The sequence below is a fragment of the Winogradskyella sp. genome, from assembly GCF_965656915.1.
GTDB lineage: Bacteria > Bacteroidota > Bacteroidia > Flavobacteriales > Flavobacteriaceae > Winogradskyella.
On record NZ_CBFHMI010000001.1, the window covers coordinates 111,247 to 131,670 of the forward strand.

Sequence of the window (20,424 nt, forward strand, 5' to 3'; positions counted from 1 at the left end):
TTGCAAAAAACATCCACAGGACATTTTCTTAACGCTCGGTTCCTAAACAGCATTACCTGTTCTAGGTTCAATGGGTATGATCTCAGCCACTTTTTGGCACCCCTTTTTGAGAACGATGCAAAGATAACAACTAATTTTTCTTGAAGTGAAAAGAAATGTGAAAAATTTTAATCGAGTTTTGGAGGTTTTCTATTCGCCTTTTTTTCAGATGTTTTTTTCTTTTTCTCTAGACGTTTCTTCTTGACTGCTTTTGGCACCTTAGTTTTTTTACGTACTTTTTCTTCTTTTAATGCTTCTTTAATAAGCACAATACATCTATTTGTAATTAAAGTCTTATTTCTAAATTGACTACGACTTTCACCAGAGCTTAAACTTAATATTCCATCTTTATTTATGCGTTTTTTTAAAACTTTGGCTAGTTTATCCTTTTGCGCATCATCAAATACATTAGATTCTGATACATTAAAGTAGAGCTCTACTTTACTAGCCACTTTATTTACATTTTGGCCACCACTGCCAGAACTTCTAACAGCTTTATAAGTAAATTCAGATTTTAGAGCGTCAATATCCACATCCACTACGTTTTAATTTGGTGTGGCGGTTTAAGAAGATCATTAACTGTTTTAACAGGGTTAAAGGTTATAATTGGGACTTCTACAAAAATGGTATTCCAGTGCGCCATACTACCGTTCCAAAGTCCTGGTAATTCTAGAGCTTTCAAATCTTTACCCACCTTAGTTTTCATAGTAATAAAAGCTGCCTTTTGGTCAACATAGTTTTCTAAATCAAATTTTTCGCCCTTATAATTTTTTATTCCACAAACTACATCTACAGGATTAAAATGTGTTGCCTTTTTAAAGATTTCTTTTTGAGACTTATCCTTTAAGTTAATTTGAGCAGATTCTACTATTTGTAAGGATAAATTCCAATTTTGGTCTTTTACCCAAAACGGACCACCACCAGGCTCGCCTTCATTCTTTACCATACCACATACTCTAATTGGTCTGTTTAACTTTTCTTTTAAATATTCTATTTTGTACTTGTCTGAATACTTTTCAAACTCATAAGATATTTTTACGCTTAATTCTCTCGTTAAAAATTCTGCTATCTCAATTAATTTCTCTTCTGATAGATCATTATTCTCAAGGTAATTTAAGTTATCAAATACTTTTGTTTGTAATTGAAGCAGTATACCAGCTAAAACTTTTTTGTACTTGGCGACTTCTTCCTTGTATTTTTTTACCACAACATTATCTATATTTTTTATAAAAACAATATCTGCATCAAGTTCGTTAAGGTTTTTTAATAAAGCTCCATGCCCTGATGGTCTAAATAATAAGCTACCATCTTTTTCTCTAAATGGTTGATCTTTTAGTGTTACTGCTATAGTATCTGTAGATTCATGTTGATATGAAAAGTCTATCTCAAAAGAAATACCAGTTTTTTGTTCGACATGTTCTTCAATACGCTTAAACTCTTCATTAAACTTATCTTTAAATCGTTCTGATATTGTAAAATGAAGTTGTGCATTTTTATTATTACTCGCATACAATGCTGCTTCATAGAGATGTTCTTCAAAAGCAGTGGATATATAATTGTTCTTATACTCATGAAAAGGTAACAGACCTTTTGGATAATTCCCAAAATTTAGTTGCTGTTTATCTAACATTGCTTGAACAAAATGCCATAATTTTCTACTAGTAGGTAATTCATTAAAATCTATACCCTTGTTGTTTAAATGGTCTATAACTATATTATAAAACGGAAACTTCTCTAAACCAACTGAAAACAAGGATAAATCCTTTAGTTTTTCCTTATTTATATAAGAGTTTATTGACTCCTTTTCAGGATTGTATTTTTTAATAAACTTAAACAAGAATTTAAACATTCGAGACGCTGCTCCAGATGCTGGCACAAATTTTACAAGCGATAAGTTATTTTTCCTTGTTTCGAATGCTGAAACGGATTCGTCTATAATTTTCTGATTTAAAACAATAATACCATGATCTTTAGTTGCAACTTCAGCAATATTAGTGAATGGAATACCAGATTTAAATATGGCCAATTGAGATTCTACATCTTTTACTGTTAATCCTTTTTTTTCTATTTGTTCTATATCCTCTTCTGAAAATTTCATCTACGCTGTTCTAGTAATTTATCAATATGTTTTACTGCTAAAGCTAAGCGTTCTTTTTTATCTCCTTTAAGCAACACAAATGGTTTGGAATGTTTAATTAAAGTATTCTTAAAAGCTAAAAACATAGCTTCTCTTTCTTTTGGTTTGTCTCTGAGGTCATCAGCTTCCCAAGGTGTATCAATATATGTTAAAAAATATAAATCGTAGGTATTTTCAGTCGCATATTTATCTAGTATAGGGTTGCAACTACCACTGTAATAAGCTTCACTATACACCTTTGTCTCTAACAAATCGGTATCGCAAATTAATACATTATCCGTTTTTTGAGCCAATTCATTCTCCAACTTCATTTGCCCAATTGCAATTGGTAGCAAATCCTTTGGCTCACAGATTTTTCGCTCATTATTCCATTTATTCTGAAGATATTCACGAGCATATTCTGGTACCCAAACCGAATTATAATATCTTGCCAATTGTCTTGATAGCGTTGTCTTACCAGTCGATTCTGGACCAAATAATACTACTTTTATGCAGTTTGAAGGTTGTTGTTTAAGTACTTCTTCCATGCTAAATAACCAAATATGGCAATTACTGTAAATCCTAAATACTGAAAACTAGTAAATGTAAATCCTTTATACAAATACAAAGGTACAGATATGACGTCACCTATAATCCAAAATATCCAGTTTTCAATTTTTCGCCTTGCCATCAGCCACATACCAACAAAAAATATGGCTGTTGTTAAGGTATCTACATAAGCCACCCAACTTGTCCATTTGTCAAATGTTTTGTAAACTAGAAAAACAAATAATAAAGTTGCTACAAAAATAAACAGGCTAATAAATCTTTCTTTTTTTGATGTAATTGATATTGGTGTTACATGCGTTGCGTCTACTTTTTTGGTCCAGACATACCATCCATACATACTCATTATAAAATAGTAGGCGTTAATCATCATATCACCTAACAATTCCCACTTTAATAATAAATAGACAAAAATTGCAGTGCTTATCATGCCTGTTGGAAATACAAAAATATTGTTCTGTTTTGAAAACCAAACCGACAAAAATCCAAATAATACAGCTATAATTTCTAAAACAATATCTATAGTTTGATAATCTGAATATTGCCCAAATAAAAAATCAAAAATCTGGCTCATAATCGCTCCTATCTGTTTTTACAATTTTCATTTGTAATACTGCAATATCTACTTCTAAAAATGATTGTTTTATCTCTTTGTTTAGGAATGGCATTAATGTATCATAGTCACCATATATTTGAGTACTTAATGGATTCTCCAACACCGTAAATTCAGAGGCTCTTAACTTTTTAATGAAAGTAATGATATGCGCTTCATAGTTGTTTTGTAATGGAGACAAGGTTAACTCAACAGATATATTCATTTTATTTTTTTAATTGATTAAAGAATGTTTCGTCATTTTCAAAAGCAGTACCAATGACTACCAAATTAGCACCTGCTATGTATGCAGATTCTAGTTCATTTACAGATCTGATTCCACCACCAACAATTAAAGGAATATGTAGTTGTTGTTTGACTTTTGAAATGATATCTGTTTCTATTGGGTGCGTTGCACCACTTCCTGCCTCTAAATAAATCAATTTCATGCCTAACAACTCTCCTGCTTTTGCCGTATGTAATATGGTTTTTAGATCGCTTCGTTTAAGTGGTTGGGTTTTACTAACGCGCTCTACTGAGGTTTGCTTGCCGTTTTCTAAAAGAATATAACCAGTTGGCATTATTTCTAAGTCAATTGAATTTAGCTTTGATGCCGCCTCTACATGTTTTCCTATTAAATAATCAGGATTGCGACCAGAAATTAAAGACAAAAACAAAAGTGCATCCGCTTTGTCTGTGATTTGAATAATATCTCCAGGAAACAATACGACAGGCAAATTAGTATGCTTTTTAATCTCTTCAACTAAAACGTCTGTAGCTCCATTATTTACCTCACTACCACCAACAAAAATATGAGTAGCAATAGAGGTGTTGACTTTAGTGATAAAGTTTGAAACATTTTCAACCTTCATTTTATCAGGATCAATTAAAACAGCTAAAAGGCGTTTTGAAGATTTACTAGATACGACTATATTTCGATAGATATTCTTCATTCTGGAACAACGTAAGCACAGGTAAAACCATCAAATTCTAAGAAAGCTGTATTGTATCTGTATTTTTTATTTTTATAATCTATCCAAGCGACGGTTTCTTTATCTTTGAGCATAAATGGTATAACTAAAAAGTGCTCTTTAAATAGCATTCCTGGAGTTGCAAAAAGCTTATATAGCGATTCTTTAATTCCCCAAATAACGGTAAGTTTTCTAATGTAATCATTCGCAGAAGCATTGAGATAACTAAACTCGTAATCAATAAATTTTTTAGCAATAACGCCTATTTTAAAACGCTGTTTTTCTATATCAATTCCGACTTCCTTATCACTAACAATCACACCTGAATAGGTAAAGGAATGTGTTATTGAAATGTATTTACCGTCTTTTAGATGAGGTTTGCCATTGTCATCGTAAAACAATTCCTGATCTGTATACCCAAATTCTCTAAGTAAATGGCGTACACTTAAAAAACCGCGTTGGTGAATTTCACTTTTCATGCCTAAAACACGCTCAAGGCTATTAGGCTTTAAATCTAATGGCCTCAATAAATCATCATAAAGCTCTTCAATCTTCCAGATTTTAACAGCAGTTTGTGAGTTTACGTTAATGGATTTGTACAGTGGCATTTAATATTGTGAAACCTAATGATTATCTTTGCACTGCCTAAGGCAGATTTAGCTTTTTTTGGTAAGCGAATTTAACCATTTTAAGCACTAAATCCCAAAGGCAATTAATTTAAAAATAGAAAGTAAAAAAGAATATGAGTACAAAAACAATTGCTTACGTACCCTTTAAAGTAAAGAACATTGATCTTGCAGAATGGGGAAGAAAAGAAATAGAACTCGCTGAGGCAGAGATGCCTGGATTAATGAGTCTACGTGAAGAATACAAAGACGAGCAACCATTAAAAGGTGCGCGTATTGCTGGTTGTCTGCATATGACCATACAAACTGCCGTATTAATTGAAACTTTACAGGCTTTAGGTGCTGAGGTAACTTGGAGTTCTTGTAATATTTTTTCAACGCAAGATCAAGCAGCAGCCGCTATTGCAGCTGCAGGAACTGCAGTTTATGCCTGGAAAGATATGACTGAAGAGGAATTTGATTGGTGCATTGAGCAAACGTTATTTTTTGGTGAAAACAGACAACCGTTAAATATGATTCTTGATGATGGTGGGGATTTAACTAATATGGTATTAGATAAATATCCGCATTTAGCAAAAGACATTAAAGGTCTTTCGGAAGAAACAACAACTGGTGTACATAGACTTTATGAGCGCGTAAAAAATGGTACTTTACCAATGCCTGCAATAAATGTAAATGACTCTGTAACCAAATCTAAGTTTGATAATAAATATGGTTGTAAAGAATCTGCAGTTGATGCGATTAGAAGAGCAACAGATGTAATGTTAGCTGGTAAAAGAGTAACGGTTTGTGGATATGGTGATGTTGGTAAAGGAACTGCGGCTTCTTTTAAAGGTGCAGGTAGTATTGTAACCGTTACTGAAATTGACCCTATATGTGCATTACAAGCTGCAATGGATGGTTTTGAAGTTAAGAAATTGGAAACCGTAGTTGGTAATTCTGATATTGTTATTACGACTACAGGAAACAAAGATATCGTTAGAGCAGAGCACTTTAATGCAATGAAAGACAAAACCATAGTGTGTAACATTGGGCATTTTGATAATGAAATCCAGATGGCTTGGTTAAACGACAATTACGGAAACACAAAAAACACCATTAAACCACAAGTAGATAAATACACTATTGATGGTAAGGACATTATTGTATTAGCAGAAGGTCGTTTAGTTAATTTAGGCTGTGCAACTGGTCATCCAAGTTTTGTTATGAGTAATTCATTTACAAATCAGACTTTAGCACAAATAGAACTTTGGAATAATTCTGAAAATTATAAAAACGAAGTTTATATGTTACCTAAGCATTTAGATGAAAAAGTTGCAAAACTTCATTTAGAAAAAATTGGTGTCGAATTAACTGAGCTTAAGGAGTACCAAGCAGATTATATTGGTGTAACTGTTGAAGGTCCTTACAAGCCTGAGCATTATCGATACTAGAAATATTGATTTTTAAAAGTACCATGCTTTTAAATAAATAAAATCAAACCCTTACATTTCTGTAAGGGTTTTGTTATTTTTAGGCATCCATGAAACGTACACAAAAACTTTCCGAATATGTTATTAAGTTAGAATCTTATATTTCTAAGTATTTAGAAAGTAATACCAAAGTCTCTAAAAGTACAATTGGCTGGCAGATAGATCATAGTCTTAAAGTAATTAATAATGTTACTAAAGCAATAGAAGCTTCCGATCCTACTTTGTATAAAAATAATTTTAGCTTTTTAGGACGTATATTTTTAACTCTTGGTTATTTTCCGAGAGGGAAAGTAAAAGCTCCTAAACATGTAAAACCTCCCGAAATAATTTTAGAAGACGATTTAATAGCACAAATTGAAGCTGCTAAATCTAATATTGAAGCATTAGCTAGTTTAGATAAGAATTCTTTTTTTAAGCACCCTTTATTTGGCAATATAAATACCAAAAGCGTCTATCGTTTTTTAGAAGTACACACCAAACATCATCTTAAGATTATTGACGATATTTTGAAAAACTAATTAGTTAGAATAACTAATCGCTCGTTCAGAATCTAATGTTTAAATAAAATTTTATTAGTTGTAACCTCAGTAAATACATATAAATTTGATTGAAAACAAGGTGAGGTTTCTACCAACTCAATAACCACTTTATCATAGCAATAATTAGAACGCAAAAAATAAAGTTCCTTATTTTTAATCAAAACATAGCCCACATGATTATCTAAACCAACAAAATAAACACCATCAGAATAAACAGCATTAACTTCAGTCTTTAGTTCCTCAAAAGATAGATTTGAATACATCTTAAGCTCAGTTTTAGACTGTAAAAGTTTGGATTCATCACAACCAGCCGCTTGTGCCATTTTATAACGATTGAGATTAAACCCTAAATGTTTTAAAGTGGTCGAAACAAAATAACCACAAGCAATTTCGCCATCATTAGGACTATTGGTATGGCCATTAAAATCCCAAGGTGTGTCATACCAATGTGGCACAATATCATTTAATAGCTTTTAATAGATATATTTTGAAGCACTATCAATTGCCTTGTTGTTATTAGTTTGATATAAGTTTTTAAAATAAAATTTATCTGCTTTAATCTTTGTGATGATAGAATTATAGTTGCCTTTGGGCTTAAAGTTGATACTTAGTTTTGTGGAATCAAATGACAATGCTACTGATTCTTCATTTATAATAACATCTGCAATTTCAGAAATAGGCTTATCATTTTCTTTTAATTCAGGCTTACATCCAAACAAGAAAACCAATAATAGAATAAATAGTGCTTTTTTCATTACTGGTAAAACATTAAAACTCACTTTTAATTATAAATAAACCCCTTCTATTTCTAGAAAGGGCTCAATCAACTTTAAAAATTATGAAGGTTAATCTTTTTTTAGATTAAGACTTCCAAGATTATGAAATAAAAACTCTTTAGAATCTGTCATTGACACAAACAAACCTTCAGGAAATTTTCTACCCAACGGTATGGTTGTAACTTCGCAACCATCTGTTTCTAAAGTTCCAAGATTTACTTCTTTAATAAAGTCATTTGTTTTTCTGTCAAAGACACAAAAACTATGTGATTGCTGATTAGATACTATCAAAAAACCAGAATTGTTTTGGTATTTAGCAATTGCTATTCCTTCTATATCCCTATTAAAATAGTCGGACCCAAAACAAGACAATTCTTCATTTCCCTTTTTGGGATCTGCATAGTATTTTCTAATACAATGATCTTCATCTGAATAGTATATAAAACCTAATTCGTTATCTACCGCAATAGCTTCTATTTCTTTCTTTCTGCTAAATTGCCCAAACTTTCTTACAAGCCTAGTGCTAATACCTAAACTGTCTGAAATTAATTGGTATTGATATAAATAATTATTAATTGGCCCTTCTTTTCTGCTTACAATAATATATGTTACTGATGCTGCAAAATCTCTATAAAAAGCAATGCCCATTGGTCTACGGTTTGCAATTTCAGATTCATCTTCAAACACCTTAAGCCCACCTTTATCTAACATTTCCATATTTGGAACAGAAAATAATCGTATTTGATTTTTTTCTCGTTCTGTAAATGCTAATAAATCAATGGTTGTTGAGTCATTTAATTTAAAATCATAAGAAATATCAACATTATTAGGGTAGCTTTTACCCATTAAAGATTTCTCTTTTATGATTTTTCCGTTTAAGTCAAATGCATAGACACCACCATTAACTTCATCTTTATCTGTGCCAAAAACAATACTTTCTTCTGTATTAGATTTGTTAATCCAAATGGCGGGATCATCTGTGTCGTTTGGTGTTTTTTCTGTTCTCAACACAGGTTCAATAACTCGTAGATTATTTTGCTTACAGCCTATAACAGCTAAGAACAAAATAAAGAAACAACAAATACTATTTTCTTTTAAATAAGTCATACTTTAATCCAAAGGTTAAACGTTGTCCATAATATTCTGCCTGCATTGTTCTGTTTCTTACTCCTTGGTAATAACGTAATGGCTGGTCTGTAATATTCAATAAATCCAAATAAACTCTCAGATTAGGTGTTACTGCATAATTAACATTAAAATCTACTAAAAACTGCTCATCATAATAACGATCGTCAAAGGCATTTCCTCCAATTTCATCGATATAAGCGTCTGAGTAATTTACAGAGAATCTTACATTAAATTTTTTATCATTATAGGCTAAAGAACCGTTAAACATATTAGGTGCTGTGCCTGGCAAATCTAAATCGTTTCGTTCATCACCGTCTTCTGTAAAAACACCATCTGTAGAAGATGTTAAATATGTATAATTTAAATAAATACTGAAATTTTTAGCAAAGCCAGGTAAGAAATCCAGTTGGCGTTGAAATGCGAATTCAGCACCAAAAATGGAAGCACCTTCACCATTTTGTGGTTGAAAGACCTGAAACCCTGTTGCATCATCTTCGCTCTGCAAGACATAAATAAAATCGCGAATGTCCTTGTAAAAAAGACCACCAGAGAGAATTCCTACACTTTCAAAATAATGCTCTGCCATCAAATCAAAAGCCATAGATGTTGTCGCTTCCAGCTCTGGGTTTCCTAAAAAAATCTCTTCGTCAGAGGAAACTATATCAACGGTTGGTACTAAATTTTCATAATTTGGTCTTGCTAAAGTATTGGTCCATGCAAATCTAAAAATTGTATTATCTGTTAAATCATATTTTAAATGAACACTCGGCATCACATTGGTATAATTACTTTCTTCTGTTATAGTACCCACAAGTTCTTCTTCATCTTCAATTTGGTTACCAGTAGCTTTTATAGATGTATTTTCTACTCTTAGACCTGCCAGAATACTAAACTTTTCTGATAATTGTTGATTGGCCATTGCATAAGCTGCAAATACATTTTCTTCAACATCGTAGTTAGCTCTAAGGAATTCATCTAGTACAGGCTCTCCATCTACCAGACTAAGTCCACCCAACCACTCAGGTGATGCAAAAAAACCGGTTTGATATTGGCTACCGGCTAAATAATCAGGGTCTGAAAAATCTCTAGTTGGTAAGTCATCAAGTGTAGGAAACTGATCTTCTAAATCGAATTCAAAAAAGTTATTATCTCTAAATTTGTTTTTTAGTCTTCCTCTTAAACCAAACTTAACAAAACCATCGCCTTGATTAAAAAAGTCTGCAGGTAACTGAGCATTTAAGAATAGATTAATATCCTCTTCTTCTGTGTACTGATTTTCTTCTGTTATTTCATCAAATTCAAAACCAGACAAATTATCACCATCAGCAGAATTTACTGGTATAAATAATGGAAATTCAGAATCTAAAGTGTTATTAATAAGATATTTAGAATTAAACTGTGCATAACGCTCATTTAAACGTTCTTCTGAAGCTTTTGCATAAGACGTCATCCAATCTAATTTTAGTTCACCTAATAAGTGCTCACCTGATAGGGAATAATTTTGCATGCGCTGATCTTCTAGACGTGCGTTTTGATTTCTATCATTATCTATACCTGCCTTAGTTTGCCTTGCCACTTCAACAGGAAATTGCGTTAGGTTACCATTACCATCAATTGAAAAGTCACCTTGTTCAATATCTTCACCATCTAAAATCTCGTGCTCTAAACGGTAACGGTTCTCGCGATCATCTCGCCAATTGTACATAGTTCTTAATTCAATTTTATTATTAGCATCAAATCTATAATCAAAATTGGCTGAGAAACTTCTTCTCACACGCTGTACGATATACGTTCGTTGTTCAAAAACATTAGTATATGGATTAACATCTGCCTCAACGACATCAGTGCCGTCAAAAAACTCGAATTCATCCGTCCACTCGGCTTCTATATTATCGGAACCAAAGTCATTATCAAAAACAGAAGCAGAAACCATCCATCCAAATTTTCCATTATTAGAACGGTCTCCTAATAAAAAAGTTCCATTTAATATGCGCTTATCGGAAATAAAGCTTACACCTGACCCTAAAGTAGCTGACAATCTAAATCCTTCAGGTGCAGCACGTGTAACAAGGTTTACAGAACCTCCTAAAGCATCACCATCCATATCTGGCGTTACGGCTTTATTCACTTCAATCGTCTGAATCATATCTGCAGGGATTAAATCCATTTGAATGTTTCTATTATCTCCTTCAGCAGATGGAATACGAGATCCATTTAATGTTACTGAGTTTAATTGAGGTGCTAAACCTCTTACAATAACGTTTCTTGCTTCTCCTTGATCTACTTGCATAGTAATACCAGGTATACGTTTTACGGCATCTCCAATATTAGCATCAGGAAACTTACCGACCTGATCCGCAGAAACAATATTAGTAATGTTCTGTTTGTTTTTTTGGGTATTTAAAGCCTTAGCTTGTCCACCACTAAATCCAGTGAGTAAAACACCATCTAATTGCTCAGCCTGACTTTTTAGAAGTACTTTTACTTCGACAGTTTCGTCTTCTAAAACTTCAACCTCAACAGTTTGGTCTGCATAACCTAAATATCTAATAATTAGAGTTTGCTTACCAACAGGAACATTTAAAAGTAAAAATTCACCTTCAATATCAGAAACAGTGCCTTTGTTTGTTTCTGAAATAGTGATGGTTGCGTAAGGCACTAACAGGCCTTGTTCATCTGAAATAACCCCTTTTATATTTCCATCTTGAGCAAAAGAAAATAGACTCAATAAAAAGAGACATAAAGTAATAATGTAATGATTTTTCATTTTAATAATTTGGTTAATTAATTCACCACTAATTAAAACATTACCACCATCAATTAAATTAACTGTACTTTATGATATCTTTACATTTCATAGCTTTTTAATCACTTTTTATAATAATTTAACATTGTTTTAAAGTTTACTATAAATTAACTTTAAAACCGGTCTTTCATCTTCATTTTGTATATTTAAAAATGCATATAACATCTAAATTACCTGAAATAGAAACTACAATTTTTACCATAATGAGCGCTTTGGCTAATGAACATAAAGCACTTAATTTATCTCAAGGTTTTCCTAATTATCCGAGTTCTCAAAAGTTAAATGACTTGGTAACAAACGCTATGAATAATGGCTGCAATCAATATGCGCCTATGGCAGGGAATTTAGATTTAAGATTAGCAATTGCTAATAAATATCAGCTACTTTATAAATCCACTTACCATCCAGAAAAAGAAATAACGGTTACAGCCGGAGCAACACAAGCAATCTACACAATCATTTCTGCATTTATAAGACCTAAGGATGAAGTCATCATTTTTAAACCAGCTTATGATTGTTATCAACCAGCTGTAGAAGTTAATGGAGGAATAATAATTCCGATGCAATTATCTGCACCAAATTATAAAATTAATTGGGAAGAAGTTGCATCAAAAATATCATCTAAAACCAAGATGATTATCATAAACTCACCTCATAATCCGAGTGGCACGATTTGGTCTAAAGCAGATATGCAAGTACTAGAAAAGCTAACTAAAAACACTAATATCATTGTACTAAGTGATGAAGTCTATGAACATATTGTATTCGATAACGAAAGACATCAAAGCGTCTGTCTTTTTAGTGATTTAAAACAGCGCAGTTTTATAACGGCATCATTTGGTAAAACATTTCATAATACGGGATGGAAAATTGGTTATTGTTGTGCTCCAGAAGAATTAATGCTCGAATTTAGAAAAGTACATCAATTTAATGTGTTTTCTGTTAATCATCCTGCGCAAAAAGGCATCGCAGATTTTATGCAAGATGCTAATACTTATCTAAATTTAAATGAATTTTTTCAACACAAACGCGATTTGTTTTTAAATCTGATTTCTGAATCCAGGTTTGAATTTAAGCCATCTAAAGGCACCTATTTTCAGGTATTAGATTATTCTAATATTACAAATGAACACGATGTCGATTTCGCCAAGCGATTAACTAAAGACTATAAAATTGCTGCCATTCCACTTTCTGTTTTTAACGAAAAAGGAAAGGATGACAAAGTCCTTCGATTTTGTTTTGCGAAAACTGAAGATACCTTAATTAAAGCAGCCGAAATTTTAAATAACATCTAGTTTGTTAAAACTATTTTAATTACTCGTTTGTTTATCATTTTTTCTATTTATTATATAATATGCTAGACATGAAAAAAATTTCAACAAATACGCTTCTCTCAACTATTATTGCAAGTTGTATTCTGTCTTGTGGAAGCAACGAACGGATTATTACTGACAATGGCAAGTTGTATAATATAGATGGAAAAAATATTGAACGCAATGGTAAGGAAGTTACAAATCAATTAAACGAAAGCGAAAAGAAGACTATAAATCAACTTCTAAAAGAAAAAGAAAAAAGAAGAGAAGAAGAAAAGGAAAAAATAGATGAACTAGAAGCTGCTATTAAAGAAAAGGAAGACATTGAAAAAGCGGTAAAAGAAACACAACGTGAACTTAAAAAGCAGCTTGATGACATTGAAAATAAAATTAAAGAACACGAAAATGCAAGAGATGATTATGCCAAAATAAAAACCGAACTCAAGGAAGAACAAAAGGAGTTTGAAAAATTAAAGAAACATGGAACGCTTTCTAAGGCTGAAATTAAAGAGTGGGAGGATAATCTAAAAAAATTAACTAAAGAAGTGAAAAGGCAAAAGTTAAACTAGAGAAATATCAATAATAGTTGTTACTTTTTGTACATTTCTGTGTCCAATACCTGAACAAATAAATAAACCACATGAAATATTACATTACACTTTTATTCTTAAGTGTTTCACTTAACTCATTTGCTCAAAAAGTAGAGAAGGATGGAAAAGTCTATGAAGTAAAAAAAGAAAAGGTTTTTCTTAACGGTGAAGGTGTTACAGAGACACTTGATGCCGAAATAAAGGAGTATGTTTTGAAAGAGGTAACTGCAATTTCTAACAAAATGAAAATGCAACAAAAAGCCGAAAAAGAAGCAAAAAAGCTCGAAAAAGAAAAGAAAAAAGCCGAAAAAGCCCAAAAAAGAGCCGAAAAGGAATTAAAGAAAAAAGAAAAACTCCAGAGAAATTTTGACAAAGCGAAAAGCAATTTAGAAAAGGCACAAAAAAAATATGAGCGTTTAAAAAAGAAAGGTAAACTTTCTCCAGTAGATGAAGGAAAATGGCTTGAAAAAATAGCGAAACTAACAGAGAGGTTAGAAAAAGCTCAAAAGAGAGTTAAAAGAGAATCATAATGGCAAACTCGCTAAATATTGCTGTCATACAAACGGATTTAATCTGGGAAAATCCAGAAGCAAATAGAAAGAATCTTGATGATAAAATCAATGCTATTAAGACTAGTGTTGACCTTATTATTTTACCAGAAATGTTTACGTCTGGTTTTACAATGAATGCAACTGATATTGCCGAGACTATGAATGGCAAAACCATCTCTTGGCTCAAACAACACGCCAAACAAAAAGAATGTGCAATAACTGGCAGTTTAGTAATTAATGAAGACGGAAATTATTATAATCGACTTGTTTTTATAGAACCATCTGGCAAGCTCACACAATACGATAAACGACATACCTTCACATTAGCTGGAGAACATAAGGTGTATACTGCAGGCACAAAAAAAATCACGCTTGAATATAAAGGTTGGAGAATCTGCCCTCTTATTTGTTATGATTTGAGGTTTCCTGTTTGGGGAAGAAATACAGATGGTTACGATTTATTATTTTATGTGGCAAACTGGCCTAAACCGAGAATTAGTGCCTGGGATGCATTATTAAAAGCTCGTGCTATTGAAAATATGAGTTACTGTATTGGTGTAAATAGAGTTGGTTTAGACGGTTCTAAGTATGAATATCCAGGGCATTCTGGAGTTTATGATGTTTTAGGTAACAGAATAGATGATTTTGAGCCGAATAAAGAAATGACAGAAATTATTACTTTGCAAAAAGATCATATTCAGAAATATAGAAACAGGCTCAATTTTCTTAATGATAGAGACAATTTTAATCTAGAAGTATAAAGTCAATTATAAAATCGAAACTAGATCGCACTTCTTCAATTGGCGGAGAGTAACTCACACGTTCTGGCTGAATGCCTAGTAAATAATTTCCGGTATCATATTTACCATTGCCATTAGAATCAAATATGACACGCAAACCATATAATCTTGGAGAAACATCATTAAAATCAACAACAGGTGATTCTGTAGTATATTGTTCATATAAGACATCTCCATTCTGATTCACTAACTGAACTATTAATGGAAATTCTGCATTTTTTAAGTTAACTCGAACATTACCATATTCAGACTTCATCTTAGTTCGTGTAGCATACTCTAAGGTATCTGTATTAACACCATCATAAAAATCGGTAAACGTTCCTGGGAACATGGTGAAAAAGTACTTTTGCCCTTCCACTTTTTGTACTGGGAAAGTATATTGATTCAGTAGAGAATCATATTTCACCTCAAAATCAACTTCAACGGAATCTTTATCAATAAGCTTAATTTTACTCTTATCAACACTAGATAAAGGCAAGTTGGCTTCAATAGAAAAGTCCTGATTGAAATTTAAAGTTCCTGTTATGAGCGCTTTAATGCGTAATGAATCAACTTCTAAATTTCTAAAGCGATGCTTAAACGTGTCTATTTCTTTGTCATTATTAACGACAAAAAAGGTGGTATCTACTTCAAAACCTGGTTTATACCAGTAATTTAGTGTATCCGTATCCGCTTCTTTTACAACACGATATTGATAATTTTCTGGTGTCTCTCCTAGCACATTAATCCGAATATTCTCGTAATCTCCTTCATAAGGAAAAATAAGTTGATTCTTAGCCACTTGTTTGGGCTTAAACGCTTTATAATTAACCTTTTCTTTAAATAGTTTCAACTTAAAGGATGAATCTGTTGGCACAGTTATAAAACCTTCTTTAAACCCAATTTTATCATCCTTCTGATCAAATGTGAAATTGGAGTTTTTATCCTTTAAGGCAATCAATTTATATGTTCCAGCTTTTATGTTTTCAATATTAAATGTGGTAACACTATCTAAAGTATTCGTAATATATCTTGGCTTTTCTTTGTAAACTATAGAATCTGTATAAGTCGAATCTACAGAATATAACATCACCGAAACAAAAGTATCTGGCTCTTCTTGCAAAGCATCTACAATATAACCGTTTACAGATAGGGAATCAATCGTTTCACCAGTTGAAAACACGTAACGATAGTATGGATAAGGGTTTTCCTCATTATTATCAACTATACTTTCACCAAAGTTAAACGCATAAGTTGTATTGGATTCTAAGGTATCTTTAATTTTTATGGAAATATACTTACTCGCACCTCCCATTGGGTAAATGGTAGGTTCTGTCTCCATAGGTGGTGAAATAATTAATTGTTTTCTGAGGTTTTTAATCTTGACGTATTCATCAAAATAAATTTTAATCTCATCACCTTTAAAGTTAGTTGAAAAATTTTCTGGCACTTCCTTTATAATTAATGGTGGCTCTATATCTTTTTCACCTCCCGTTGGTGTACCTCTATTAGCACAACTAAATATAGTCATGGCTAAAGCAACACTAAGTAAGACCCTCAGAAAATTAAAATGCATGTAATTTTAAAACTTTTGACAAAGAAACAATATTAATAGTAAGAAACGAAAAATTCAATCTGCAATTGCCATAGTTGCTAAACTTAACTTAATATTATCAATTTTTAACAAAACTGATGCGCAAGACTCAACCGTTGCACCTGTAGTAATAATATCGTCAACTAAAAGAATGTGTTTACCTTCTAAAGAGTTACTTTCTGTAATATTAAATATTGATCCTTCATCGCTCCAACGTGTAAGTCGTTCTTTGAACACTTGAGTTTTGGTCGACTTAGTTTTTATGAGAACAGTATCACAATATTCAGCATTTATGGCTTTGGCAATTTCACGTCCAAAATCTTCAACCTGATTATAGCCACGTTGACGCAATCTGGTTTTATATAGAGGCACTGGCACCACCACATCTATGGAATTGTATGCGGAAATCTGAGCCAATTCATTACCGAGCCATTTCCCAAAAAACCCGCTAATCTGCTTGTGTCCTCTGTATTTCAAATTATGAAGTATTTGCTGTACAATGCCTTTTTTAGAAAAATGTAAAAGTGCTGTTGCATTTTCGAGTTGCACTCTACCATAGACTATTTTTTTAACTACTTCAGAATTTTCAAAATGATGATTTGTAACAGGTAATTGATGTCTGCAAGAAAGACATAAAACCAACTCTCCATCACCTAAAAGATTATTACACGCCTCACATACTGACGGAAAAAACAAGTTTAACAAATATTTTACCACTTAATCGATTAAAATAAAATTACACCTATAGAAACTCTAATTTCACCTCAAATTAAGAAATTAATTATGATAGTTAACCCTCAATTATTTAACTATAGATTAATTATAGGTTCTTTACTTGTCGTTTTAGCTGTTTTAGGCATATTTAGCTTTACAAATTATCAATCCGTTAAATCCTACGAAGACTTCCTAAAACAAGAAAAACATCTCATTGAAGTTGAACTCTCTGAAATGTTGAATAGCTCTAATGATTTAAGCCAAGACTATGATCTTATGGCTTCACAGCTCCAAGAGGCAAAATTAGAAACTAAGAATGCCTTAGATTCTTTAAGATTATTAAAAAGTGATTTATCAATAATCACTAAGTTTAAAGATCAGCTTATAGTTCTAAAATCTAAGAATAGAGTGCTTCTTGGCACTATTGATTCTCTCAATTCCGCTAATCTCAAATTAGAAAAGGAAAATCGTTATGCGCTAAATACTATTGAAAAGAAAACTAATGTAATTAATGATCTAGAAGAAACTAATGCGTCACTTCATAAGACTATAGATAAAGCTGCTCTTCTTAAAGCAAACCGAATTGACGCACAAGCCTACAAATTGAGATCTGGGAAGAAACGTTTTACAGCAAGAGCAAAGAGTGCTAATGCTATCGACGTATGCATTTTGCTTTCTGAAAACTCATTAACTAAAAAAGGAGAAAAAGAAATTTTTATACAAATTGTAGGACCAAACAACAATGTTGTTGCAGATAAAGGAGAGGCAGTTTTCGGAGATAACTCATTAATATATAGTTCCAGAGAACTTATAAACTACGATAATCAAAACTTAGAGATATGCACAGCTATTGAGGCACCAGTTGAAGATCAACCATTGCTTAAAGGCTATTATTTCATTAATGTTTTCCATAAAAATAGAAAATTAGGCAGTACGTCTATTCAATTAAAATAATACTAACTACATAATTTTTTAAAAACCGCTCTATTAGTTTGAGCGGTTTTTTATTTTTGCAGCATGGCAAATGACGACAAATTCAAAAAAGTAATCTCTCATGCAAAAGAGTATGGTTACGTGTTTCAGAGTAGTGAAATCTACGATGGACTTAGCGCAGTTTATGACTATGCTCAAAACGGTGCAGAATTAAAAAAGAATATTAGAGACTATTGGTGGAAAGCCATGGTACAAATGCATGATAATATTGTAGGTATAGATGCCGCAATATTTATGCATCCTACCACATGGAAAGCCTCAGGTCACGTAGATGCATTTAATGATCCTTTAATTGACAATAAGGATTCTAAAAAACGTTATAGAGCTGATGTTTTGGTAGAAGATTTTAGAGAGAAGATTCTACAAAAAATAAATAAAGATGTTGCTAAAGCCAAAAAGCGATTTGGAGACGCTTTTGATGAAACCGAGTTTAGAACTACAAACGGAAACGTTCTTCGTCGTCAAAAACAAATAGATGATATTACTGAGCGATTAACCAAGGTACAAGAGGACGGAGATTTAGAAGGTTTTAAACAACTAATTTTAGATTTAGGCATTGCTTGTCCTGTTTCAGGTAGTAAGAATTGGACAGACGTAAAGCAATTTAACTTAATGTTTGGTACAAAGCTTGGTGCTTCTGCAGAATCTGCTATGGATCTATACCTTAGACCAGAAACTGCACAAGGTATTTTTGTTAACTTTTTAAATGTTCAGAAAACCGGGAGAATGAAAATTCCTTTTGGAATTGCACAAACTGGTAAGGCCTTTAGAAATGAAATTGTCGCAAGACAGTTTATTTTTAGAATGCGCGAGTTTGAGCAAATGGAGATGCAGTTCTTTATAAAACCAGGAACACAAAAAGAGTGGTTTGACTATTGGAAAGAGACGCGTTTAAAGTGGCATAAATCTTTAGGGTTAGGAGAAGATAATTATCGTTTTCATGACCATGAAAAATTGGCGCATTATGCCGATGCTGCAACTGATATAGAATTTAATTTTCCATTTGGCTTTAAAGAATTGGAAGGAATTCATTCACGTACTGATTTCGATTTAAAACAACACGAAGAATACTCTGGTAAAAAGCTACAGTATTTTGACCATGAAGAAAACGCTAGCTATACGCCTTACGTTTTAGAAACCTCTATAGGTTTAGACCGCATGTTTTTGGCCGTATTTTCAAATTCGTTAGTTGAGGAGGAATTAGAGAACAATACCACACGTACGGTATTAAAATTACCTGCTGTTTTAGCACCGACTAAAGCTGCTATTTTACCTTTAGTTAAAAAAGATGGTTTGCCAGAAATTGCTAAACAAATTGTTGAGGATCTAAAATGGGACTTTAATGTCGCTTACGACGAAAAAGATGCTGTAGGTAGACGTTACAGAAGGCAAGATGCAAATGGAACTCCATTCTGCATTACTGTAGATCACGATACTATTGAAGACCATACAGTAACCATCCGTCATAGAGATACTATGGATCAGAAACGCGTTAAGATTGAAGATCTAAAAGATTTAATTAAAGCTGAAGTTGACGTTAAGCACTGGCTGATGAAAATGAAGTAAAATTTTCTCTCAAAAATAAAAATCTCTAAAAACCAACAAAACACCCAAACCGCTACAGTTTGGGTGTTTTATATTATATATCGCCTTGGAACCTATAACCTAAAGAAATTCCAAACTTACTTATAAAGTCAAAATCTGTTTCTTCTGATTTAAATAAATTTCTACTAACACCAAAATTCACTTCACCAATAAAACCTCCGTTAGTTACCCATTTTCCGCCTAAACCAATTCCTAATGCAAAATCGGTGACATATTCTCTGTCATCATCTGAAACGAAGAAATTAAAATCTATATCTGTTGAATTTAACATTCCAAAGCCCTCAAGAAAGAAACCAGCTGCATACTTTTTACCAAAATAGAACCTATAATATGGTGAAACATAATATTGAAGATCGTCTTTAATTTCCTTGTCGTAAGGAACTGCAATATTTAATCCAATAGCTGATTCTTCATTTAAAAGACGCTCATAGGTGAAATCTACAATTCCAATTACTAAATATAATCCATTAGCTTTAATTTCATTTTTATTACTATTTGAATCGTTTGTATTGTCTAGCGCTTGTCCATTTACTACTAAAATAGCAGTCAATAATAAAAATGTTAAAATTGATTTTTTCATACTTATGTTAATTGATTGTTATTGTAGTAATTAGTCTAAGTTATACAACAGAGATACAAAACTATTGAAATGG

22 protein-coding genes are annotated in these 20,424 nt (G+C 32.2%); 8 read left to right on the top strand and 14 right to left on the bottom strand.

Annotated elements, in window-relative coordinates:
* Window positions 1-167: 167 nt before the first annotated feature.
* Genes arfB through ACTG3Y_RS00570 form a run of 7 tightly spaced genes read right to left on the bottom strand, consistent with a single transcriptional unit; the run spans window position 168 to window position 4,893 of the window.
* The gene (arfB, locus tag ACTG3Y_RS00540) at window positions 168-572 is read right to left on the bottom strand and encodes an alternative ribosome rescue aminoacyl-tRNA hydrolase ArfB (RefSeq protein ID WP_439150966.1); all 405 of its coding nucleotides are present in this window, start codon (window positions 570-572) and stop codon (window positions 168-170) included.
* A gap of 5 nt (window positions 573-577) precedes the next feature.
* Complete coding sequence (locus ACTG3Y_RS00545) at window positions 578-2,137, bottom strand: DUF4301 family protein (protein ID WP_439150967.1); 1,560 nt, start codon at window positions 2,135-2,137, stop codon at window positions 578-580.
* Complete coding sequence (locus tag ACTG3Y_RS00550; protein ID WP_439150968.1) at window positions 2,134-2,703, bottom strand: AAA family ATPase; 570 nt, start codon at window positions 2,701-2,703, stop codon at window positions 2,134-2,136. Before ACTG3Y_RS00550 ends, ACTG3Y_RS00545 begins: the two co-directional genes overlap by 4 nt.
* Window positions 2,664-3,296, bottom strand: a complete 633-nt coding sequence (gene pnuC, locus ACTG3Y_RS00555; RefSeq protein ID WP_439150969.1) for a nicotinamide riboside transporter PnuC — start codon at window positions 3,294-3,296, stop codon at window positions 2,664-2,666. Before pnuC ends, ACTG3Y_RS00550 begins: the two co-directional genes overlap by 40 nt.
* Window positions 3,280-3,540, bottom strand: a complete 261-nt coding sequence (locus ACTG3Y_RS00560) for a hypothetical protein (protein WP_439150970.1) — start codon at window positions 3,538-3,540, stop codon at window positions 3,280-3,282. Before ACTG3Y_RS00560 ends, pnuC begins: the two co-directional genes overlap by 17 nt.
* Before the next feature lies 1 nt (window position 3,541).
* Complete coding sequence (locus tag ACTG3Y_RS00565; protein WP_439150971.1) at window positions 3,542-4,267, bottom strand: geranylgeranylglyceryl/heptaprenylglyceryl phosphate synthase; 726 nt, start codon at window positions 4,265-4,267, stop codon at window positions 3,542-3,544.
* Entirely contained in the window at window positions 4,264-4,893 is a 630-nt protein-coding gene (locus ACTG3Y_RS00570; protein ID WP_439150972.1) for a 4'-phosphopantetheinyl transferase family protein, read from the bottom strand. The genes ACTG3Y_RS00565 and ACTG3Y_RS00570 overlap by 4 nt, the downstream gene beginning before the upstream one ends.
* Before the next feature lie 134 nt (window positions 4,894-5,027).
* Here ACTG3Y_RS00570 and ahcY point away from each other — a divergent pair, with 134 nt between their 5' ends.
* Window positions 5,028-6,344: an adenosylhomocysteinase gene (ahcY, locus tag ACTG3Y_RS00575; RefSeq protein WP_439150973.1), complete on the top strand. Its 1,317-nt coding sequence runs from the start codon at window positions 5,028-5,030 to the stop codon at window positions 6,342-6,344.
* 89 nt (window positions 6,345-6,433) lie between these two features.
* The gene (locus ACTG3Y_RS00580) at window positions 6,434-6,901 is read left to right on the top strand and encodes a DUF1569 domain-containing protein (protein WP_439150974.1); all 468 of its coding nucleotides are present in this window, start codon (window positions 6,434-6,436) and stop codon (window positions 6,899-6,901) included.
* Between the two features lie 32 nt (window positions 6,902-6,933).
* Here the strand turns inward: ACTG3Y_RS00580 and ACTG3Y_RS00585 are convergent, their stop codons facing one another.
* The 4 genes from ACTG3Y_RS00585 to ACTG3Y_RS00600 form a co-directional block, all read right to left on the bottom strand.
* Window positions 6,934-7,377 (bottom strand): hypothetical protein, encoded by a 444-nt coding sequence (locus ACTG3Y_RS00585; protein ID WP_439150975.1) that lies wholly within the window; start codon window positions 7,375-7,377, stop codon window positions 6,934-6,936.
* Between the two features lie 18 nt (window positions 7,378-7,395).
* Window positions 7,396-7,677 carry a hypothetical protein gene (locus ACTG3Y_RS00590; protein ID WP_439150976.1) on the bottom strand — a complete coding sequence of 94 codons (282 nt, stop codon included), beginning with the start codon at window positions 7,675-7,677 and terminating at the stop codon, window positions 7,396-7,398.
* 90 nt (window positions 7,678-7,767) lie between these two features.
* Entirely contained in the window at window positions 7,768-8,805 is a 1,038-nt protein-coding gene (locus ACTG3Y_RS00595) for a phytase (protein WP_439150977.1), read from the bottom strand.
* Window positions 8,783-11,593: a TonB-dependent receptor gene (locus ACTG3Y_RS00600; protein WP_439150978.1), complete on the bottom strand. Its 2,811-nt coding sequence runs from the start codon at window positions 11,591-11,593 to the stop codon at window positions 8,783-8,785. The genes ACTG3Y_RS00595 and ACTG3Y_RS00600 overlap by 23 nt, the downstream gene beginning before the upstream one ends.
* 191 nt (window positions 11,594-11,784) lie before the next feature.
* Between ACTG3Y_RS00600 and ACTG3Y_RS00605 the strand changes: the two genes are divergently transcribed.
* The 4 genes from ACTG3Y_RS00605 to ACTG3Y_RS00620 all read left to right on the top strand — a co-directional run bounded on the left by ACTG3Y_RS00605 (window position 11,785) and on the right by ACTG3Y_RS00620 (window position 14,847).
* Window positions 11,785-12,927: a methionine aminotransferase gene (locus ACTG3Y_RS00605; protein ID WP_439150979.1), complete on the top strand. Its 1,143-nt coding sequence runs from the start codon at window positions 11,785-11,787 to the stop codon at window positions 12,925-12,927.
* A gap of 68 nt (window positions 12,928-12,995) precedes the next feature.
* A complete protein-coding gene (locus tag ACTG3Y_RS00610; protein ID WP_439150980.1) occupies window positions 12,996-13,514 on the top strand; it encodes a hypothetical protein in 519 nt (172 codons plus the stop codon).
* 71 nt (window positions 13,515-13,585) lie between these two features.
* Window positions 13,586-14,065 (top strand): hypothetical protein, encoded by a 480-nt coding sequence (locus tag ACTG3Y_RS00615; protein WP_439150981.1) that lies wholly within the window; start codon window positions 13,586-13,588, stop codon window positions 14,063-14,065.
* Window positions 14,065-14,847 (top strand): amidohydrolase, encoded by a 783-nt coding sequence (locus ACTG3Y_RS00620; RefSeq protein ID WP_439150982.1) that lies wholly within the window; start codon window positions 14,065-14,067, stop codon window positions 14,845-14,847. The genes ACTG3Y_RS00615 and ACTG3Y_RS00620 overlap by 1 nt, the downstream gene beginning before the upstream one ends.
* Here the strand turns inward: ACTG3Y_RS00620 and ACTG3Y_RS00625 are convergent.
* The gene (locus ACTG3Y_RS00625) at window positions 14,831-16,396 is read right to left on the bottom strand and encodes an Ig-like domain-containing protein (RefSeq protein ID WP_439150983.1); all 1,566 of its coding nucleotides are present in this window, start codon (window positions 16,394-16,396) and stop codon (window positions 14,831-14,833) included. The two genes, ACTG3Y_RS00620 and ACTG3Y_RS00625, sit on opposite strands and share 17 nt — an antisense overlap.
* Before the next feature lie 99 nt (window positions 16,397-16,495).
* Entirely contained in the window at window positions 16,496-17,164 is a 669-nt protein-coding gene (locus tag ACTG3Y_RS00630; RefSeq protein WP_439150984.1) for a ComF family protein, read from the bottom strand.
* 78 nt (window positions 17,165-17,242) lie between these two features.
* Between ACTG3Y_RS00630 and ACTG3Y_RS00635 the strand changes: the two genes are divergently transcribed.
* The gene (locus tag ACTG3Y_RS00635) at window positions 17,243-18,127 is read left to right on the top strand and encodes a hypothetical protein (protein ID WP_439150985.1); all 885 of its coding nucleotides are present in this window, start codon (window positions 17,243-17,245) and stop codon (window positions 18,125-18,127) included.
* Between the two features lie 63 nt (window positions 18,128-18,190).
* On the top strand, window positions 18,191-19,732 hold the full coding sequence (locus ACTG3Y_RS00640) for a glycine--tRNA ligase (protein ID WP_439150986.1): 1,542 nt from the start codon (window positions 18,191-18,193) through the stop codon (window positions 19,730-19,732).
* Between the two features lie 73 nt (window positions 19,733-19,805).
* Here ACTG3Y_RS00640 and ACTG3Y_RS00645 read toward each other — a convergent pair whose 3' ends face one another.
* A complete protein-coding gene (locus tag ACTG3Y_RS00645; RefSeq protein WP_439150987.1) occupies window positions 19,806-20,351 on the bottom strand; it encodes a DUF3575 domain-containing protein in 546 nt (181 codons plus the stop codon).
* Window positions 20,352-20,424: the final 73 nt, after the last annotated feature.

What these genes read in the sequence shown, in the direction of transcription:
- ACTG3Y_RS00570 (WP_439150972.1), bottom strand. Translation starts at nt 4,893, where the DNA reads ATGCCACTGTACAAATCCATTAACGTAAACTCACAAACTGCTGTTAAA.
- ahcY (WP_439150973.1), top strand. Translation starts at nt 5,028, where the DNA reads ATGAGTACAAAAACAATTGCTTACGTACCCTTTAAAGTAAAGAACATT.
- ACTG3Y_RS00625 (WP_439150983.1), bottom strand. Translation starts at nt 16,396, where the DNA reads ATGACTATATTTAGTTGTGCTAATAGAGGTACACCAACGGGAGGTGAA.
- ACTG3Y_RS00580 (WP_439150974.1), top strand. Translation starts at nt 6,434, where the DNA reads ATGAAACGTACACAAAAACTTTCCGAATATGTTATTAAGTTAGAATCT.
- ACTG3Y_RS00615 (WP_439150981.1), top strand. Translation starts at nt 13,586, where the DNA reads ATGAAATATTACATTACACTTTTATTCTTAAGTGTTTCACTTAACTCA.
- ACTG3Y_RS00565 (WP_439150971.1), bottom strand. Translation starts at nt 4,267, where the DNA reads ATGAAGAATATCTATCGAAATATAGTCGTATCTAGTAAATCTTCAAAA.
- ACTG3Y_RS00560 (WP_439150970.1), bottom strand. Translation starts at nt 3,540, where the DNA reads ATGAATATATCTGTTGAGTTAACCTTGTCTCCATTACAAAACAACTAT.
- ACTG3Y_RS00620 (WP_439150982.1), top strand. Translation starts at nt 14,065, where the DNA reads ATGGCAAACTCGCTAAATATTGCTGTCATACAAACGGATTTAATCTGG.
- ACTG3Y_RS00645 (WP_439150987.1), bottom strand. Translation starts at nt 20,351, where the DNA reads ATGAAAAAATCAATTTTAACATTTTTATTATTGACTGCTATTTTAGTA.
- ACTG3Y_RS00600 (WP_439150978.1), bottom strand. Translation starts at nt 11,593, where the DNA reads ATGAAAAATCATTACATTATTACTTTATGTCTCTTTTTATTGAGTCTA.
- ACTG3Y_RS00595 (WP_439150977.1), bottom strand. Translation starts at nt 8,805, where the DNA reads ATGACTTATTTAAAAGAAAATAGTATTTGTTGTTTCTTTATTTTGTTC.
- ACTG3Y_RS00605 (WP_439150979.1), top strand. Translation starts at nt 11,785, where the DNA reads ATGCATATAACATCTAAATTACCTGAAATAGAAACTACAATTTTTACC.
- ACTG3Y_RS00640 (WP_439150986.1), top strand. Translation starts at nt 18,191, where the DNA reads ATGGCAAATGACGACAAATTCAAAAAAGTAATCTCTCATGCAAAAGAG.
- ACTG3Y_RS00545 (WP_439150967.1), bottom strand. Translation starts at nt 2,137, where the DNA reads ATGAAATTTTCAGAAGAGGATATAGAACAAATAGAAAAAAAAGGATTA.
- pnuC (WP_439150969.1), bottom strand. Translation starts at nt 3,296, where the DNA reads ATGAGCCAGATTTTTGATTTTTTATTTGGGCAATATTCAGATTATCAA.
- ACTG3Y_RS00550 (WP_439150968.1), bottom strand. Translation starts at nt 2,703, where the DNA reads ATGGAAGAAGTACTTAAACAACAACCTTCAAACTGCATAAAAGTAGTA.
- ACTG3Y_RS00590 (WP_439150976.1), bottom strand. Translation starts at nt 7,677, where the DNA reads ATGAAAAAAGCACTATTTATTCTATTATTGGTTTTCTTGTTTGGATGT.
- ACTG3Y_RS00635 (WP_439150985.1), top strand. Translation starts at nt 17,243, where the DNA reads ATGATAGTTAACCCTCAATTATTTAACTATAGATTAATTATAGGTTCT.
- ACTG3Y_RS00610 (WP_439150980.1), top strand. Translation starts at nt 12,996, where the DNA reads ATGAAAAAAATTTCAACAAATACGCTTCTCTCAACTATTATTGCAAGT.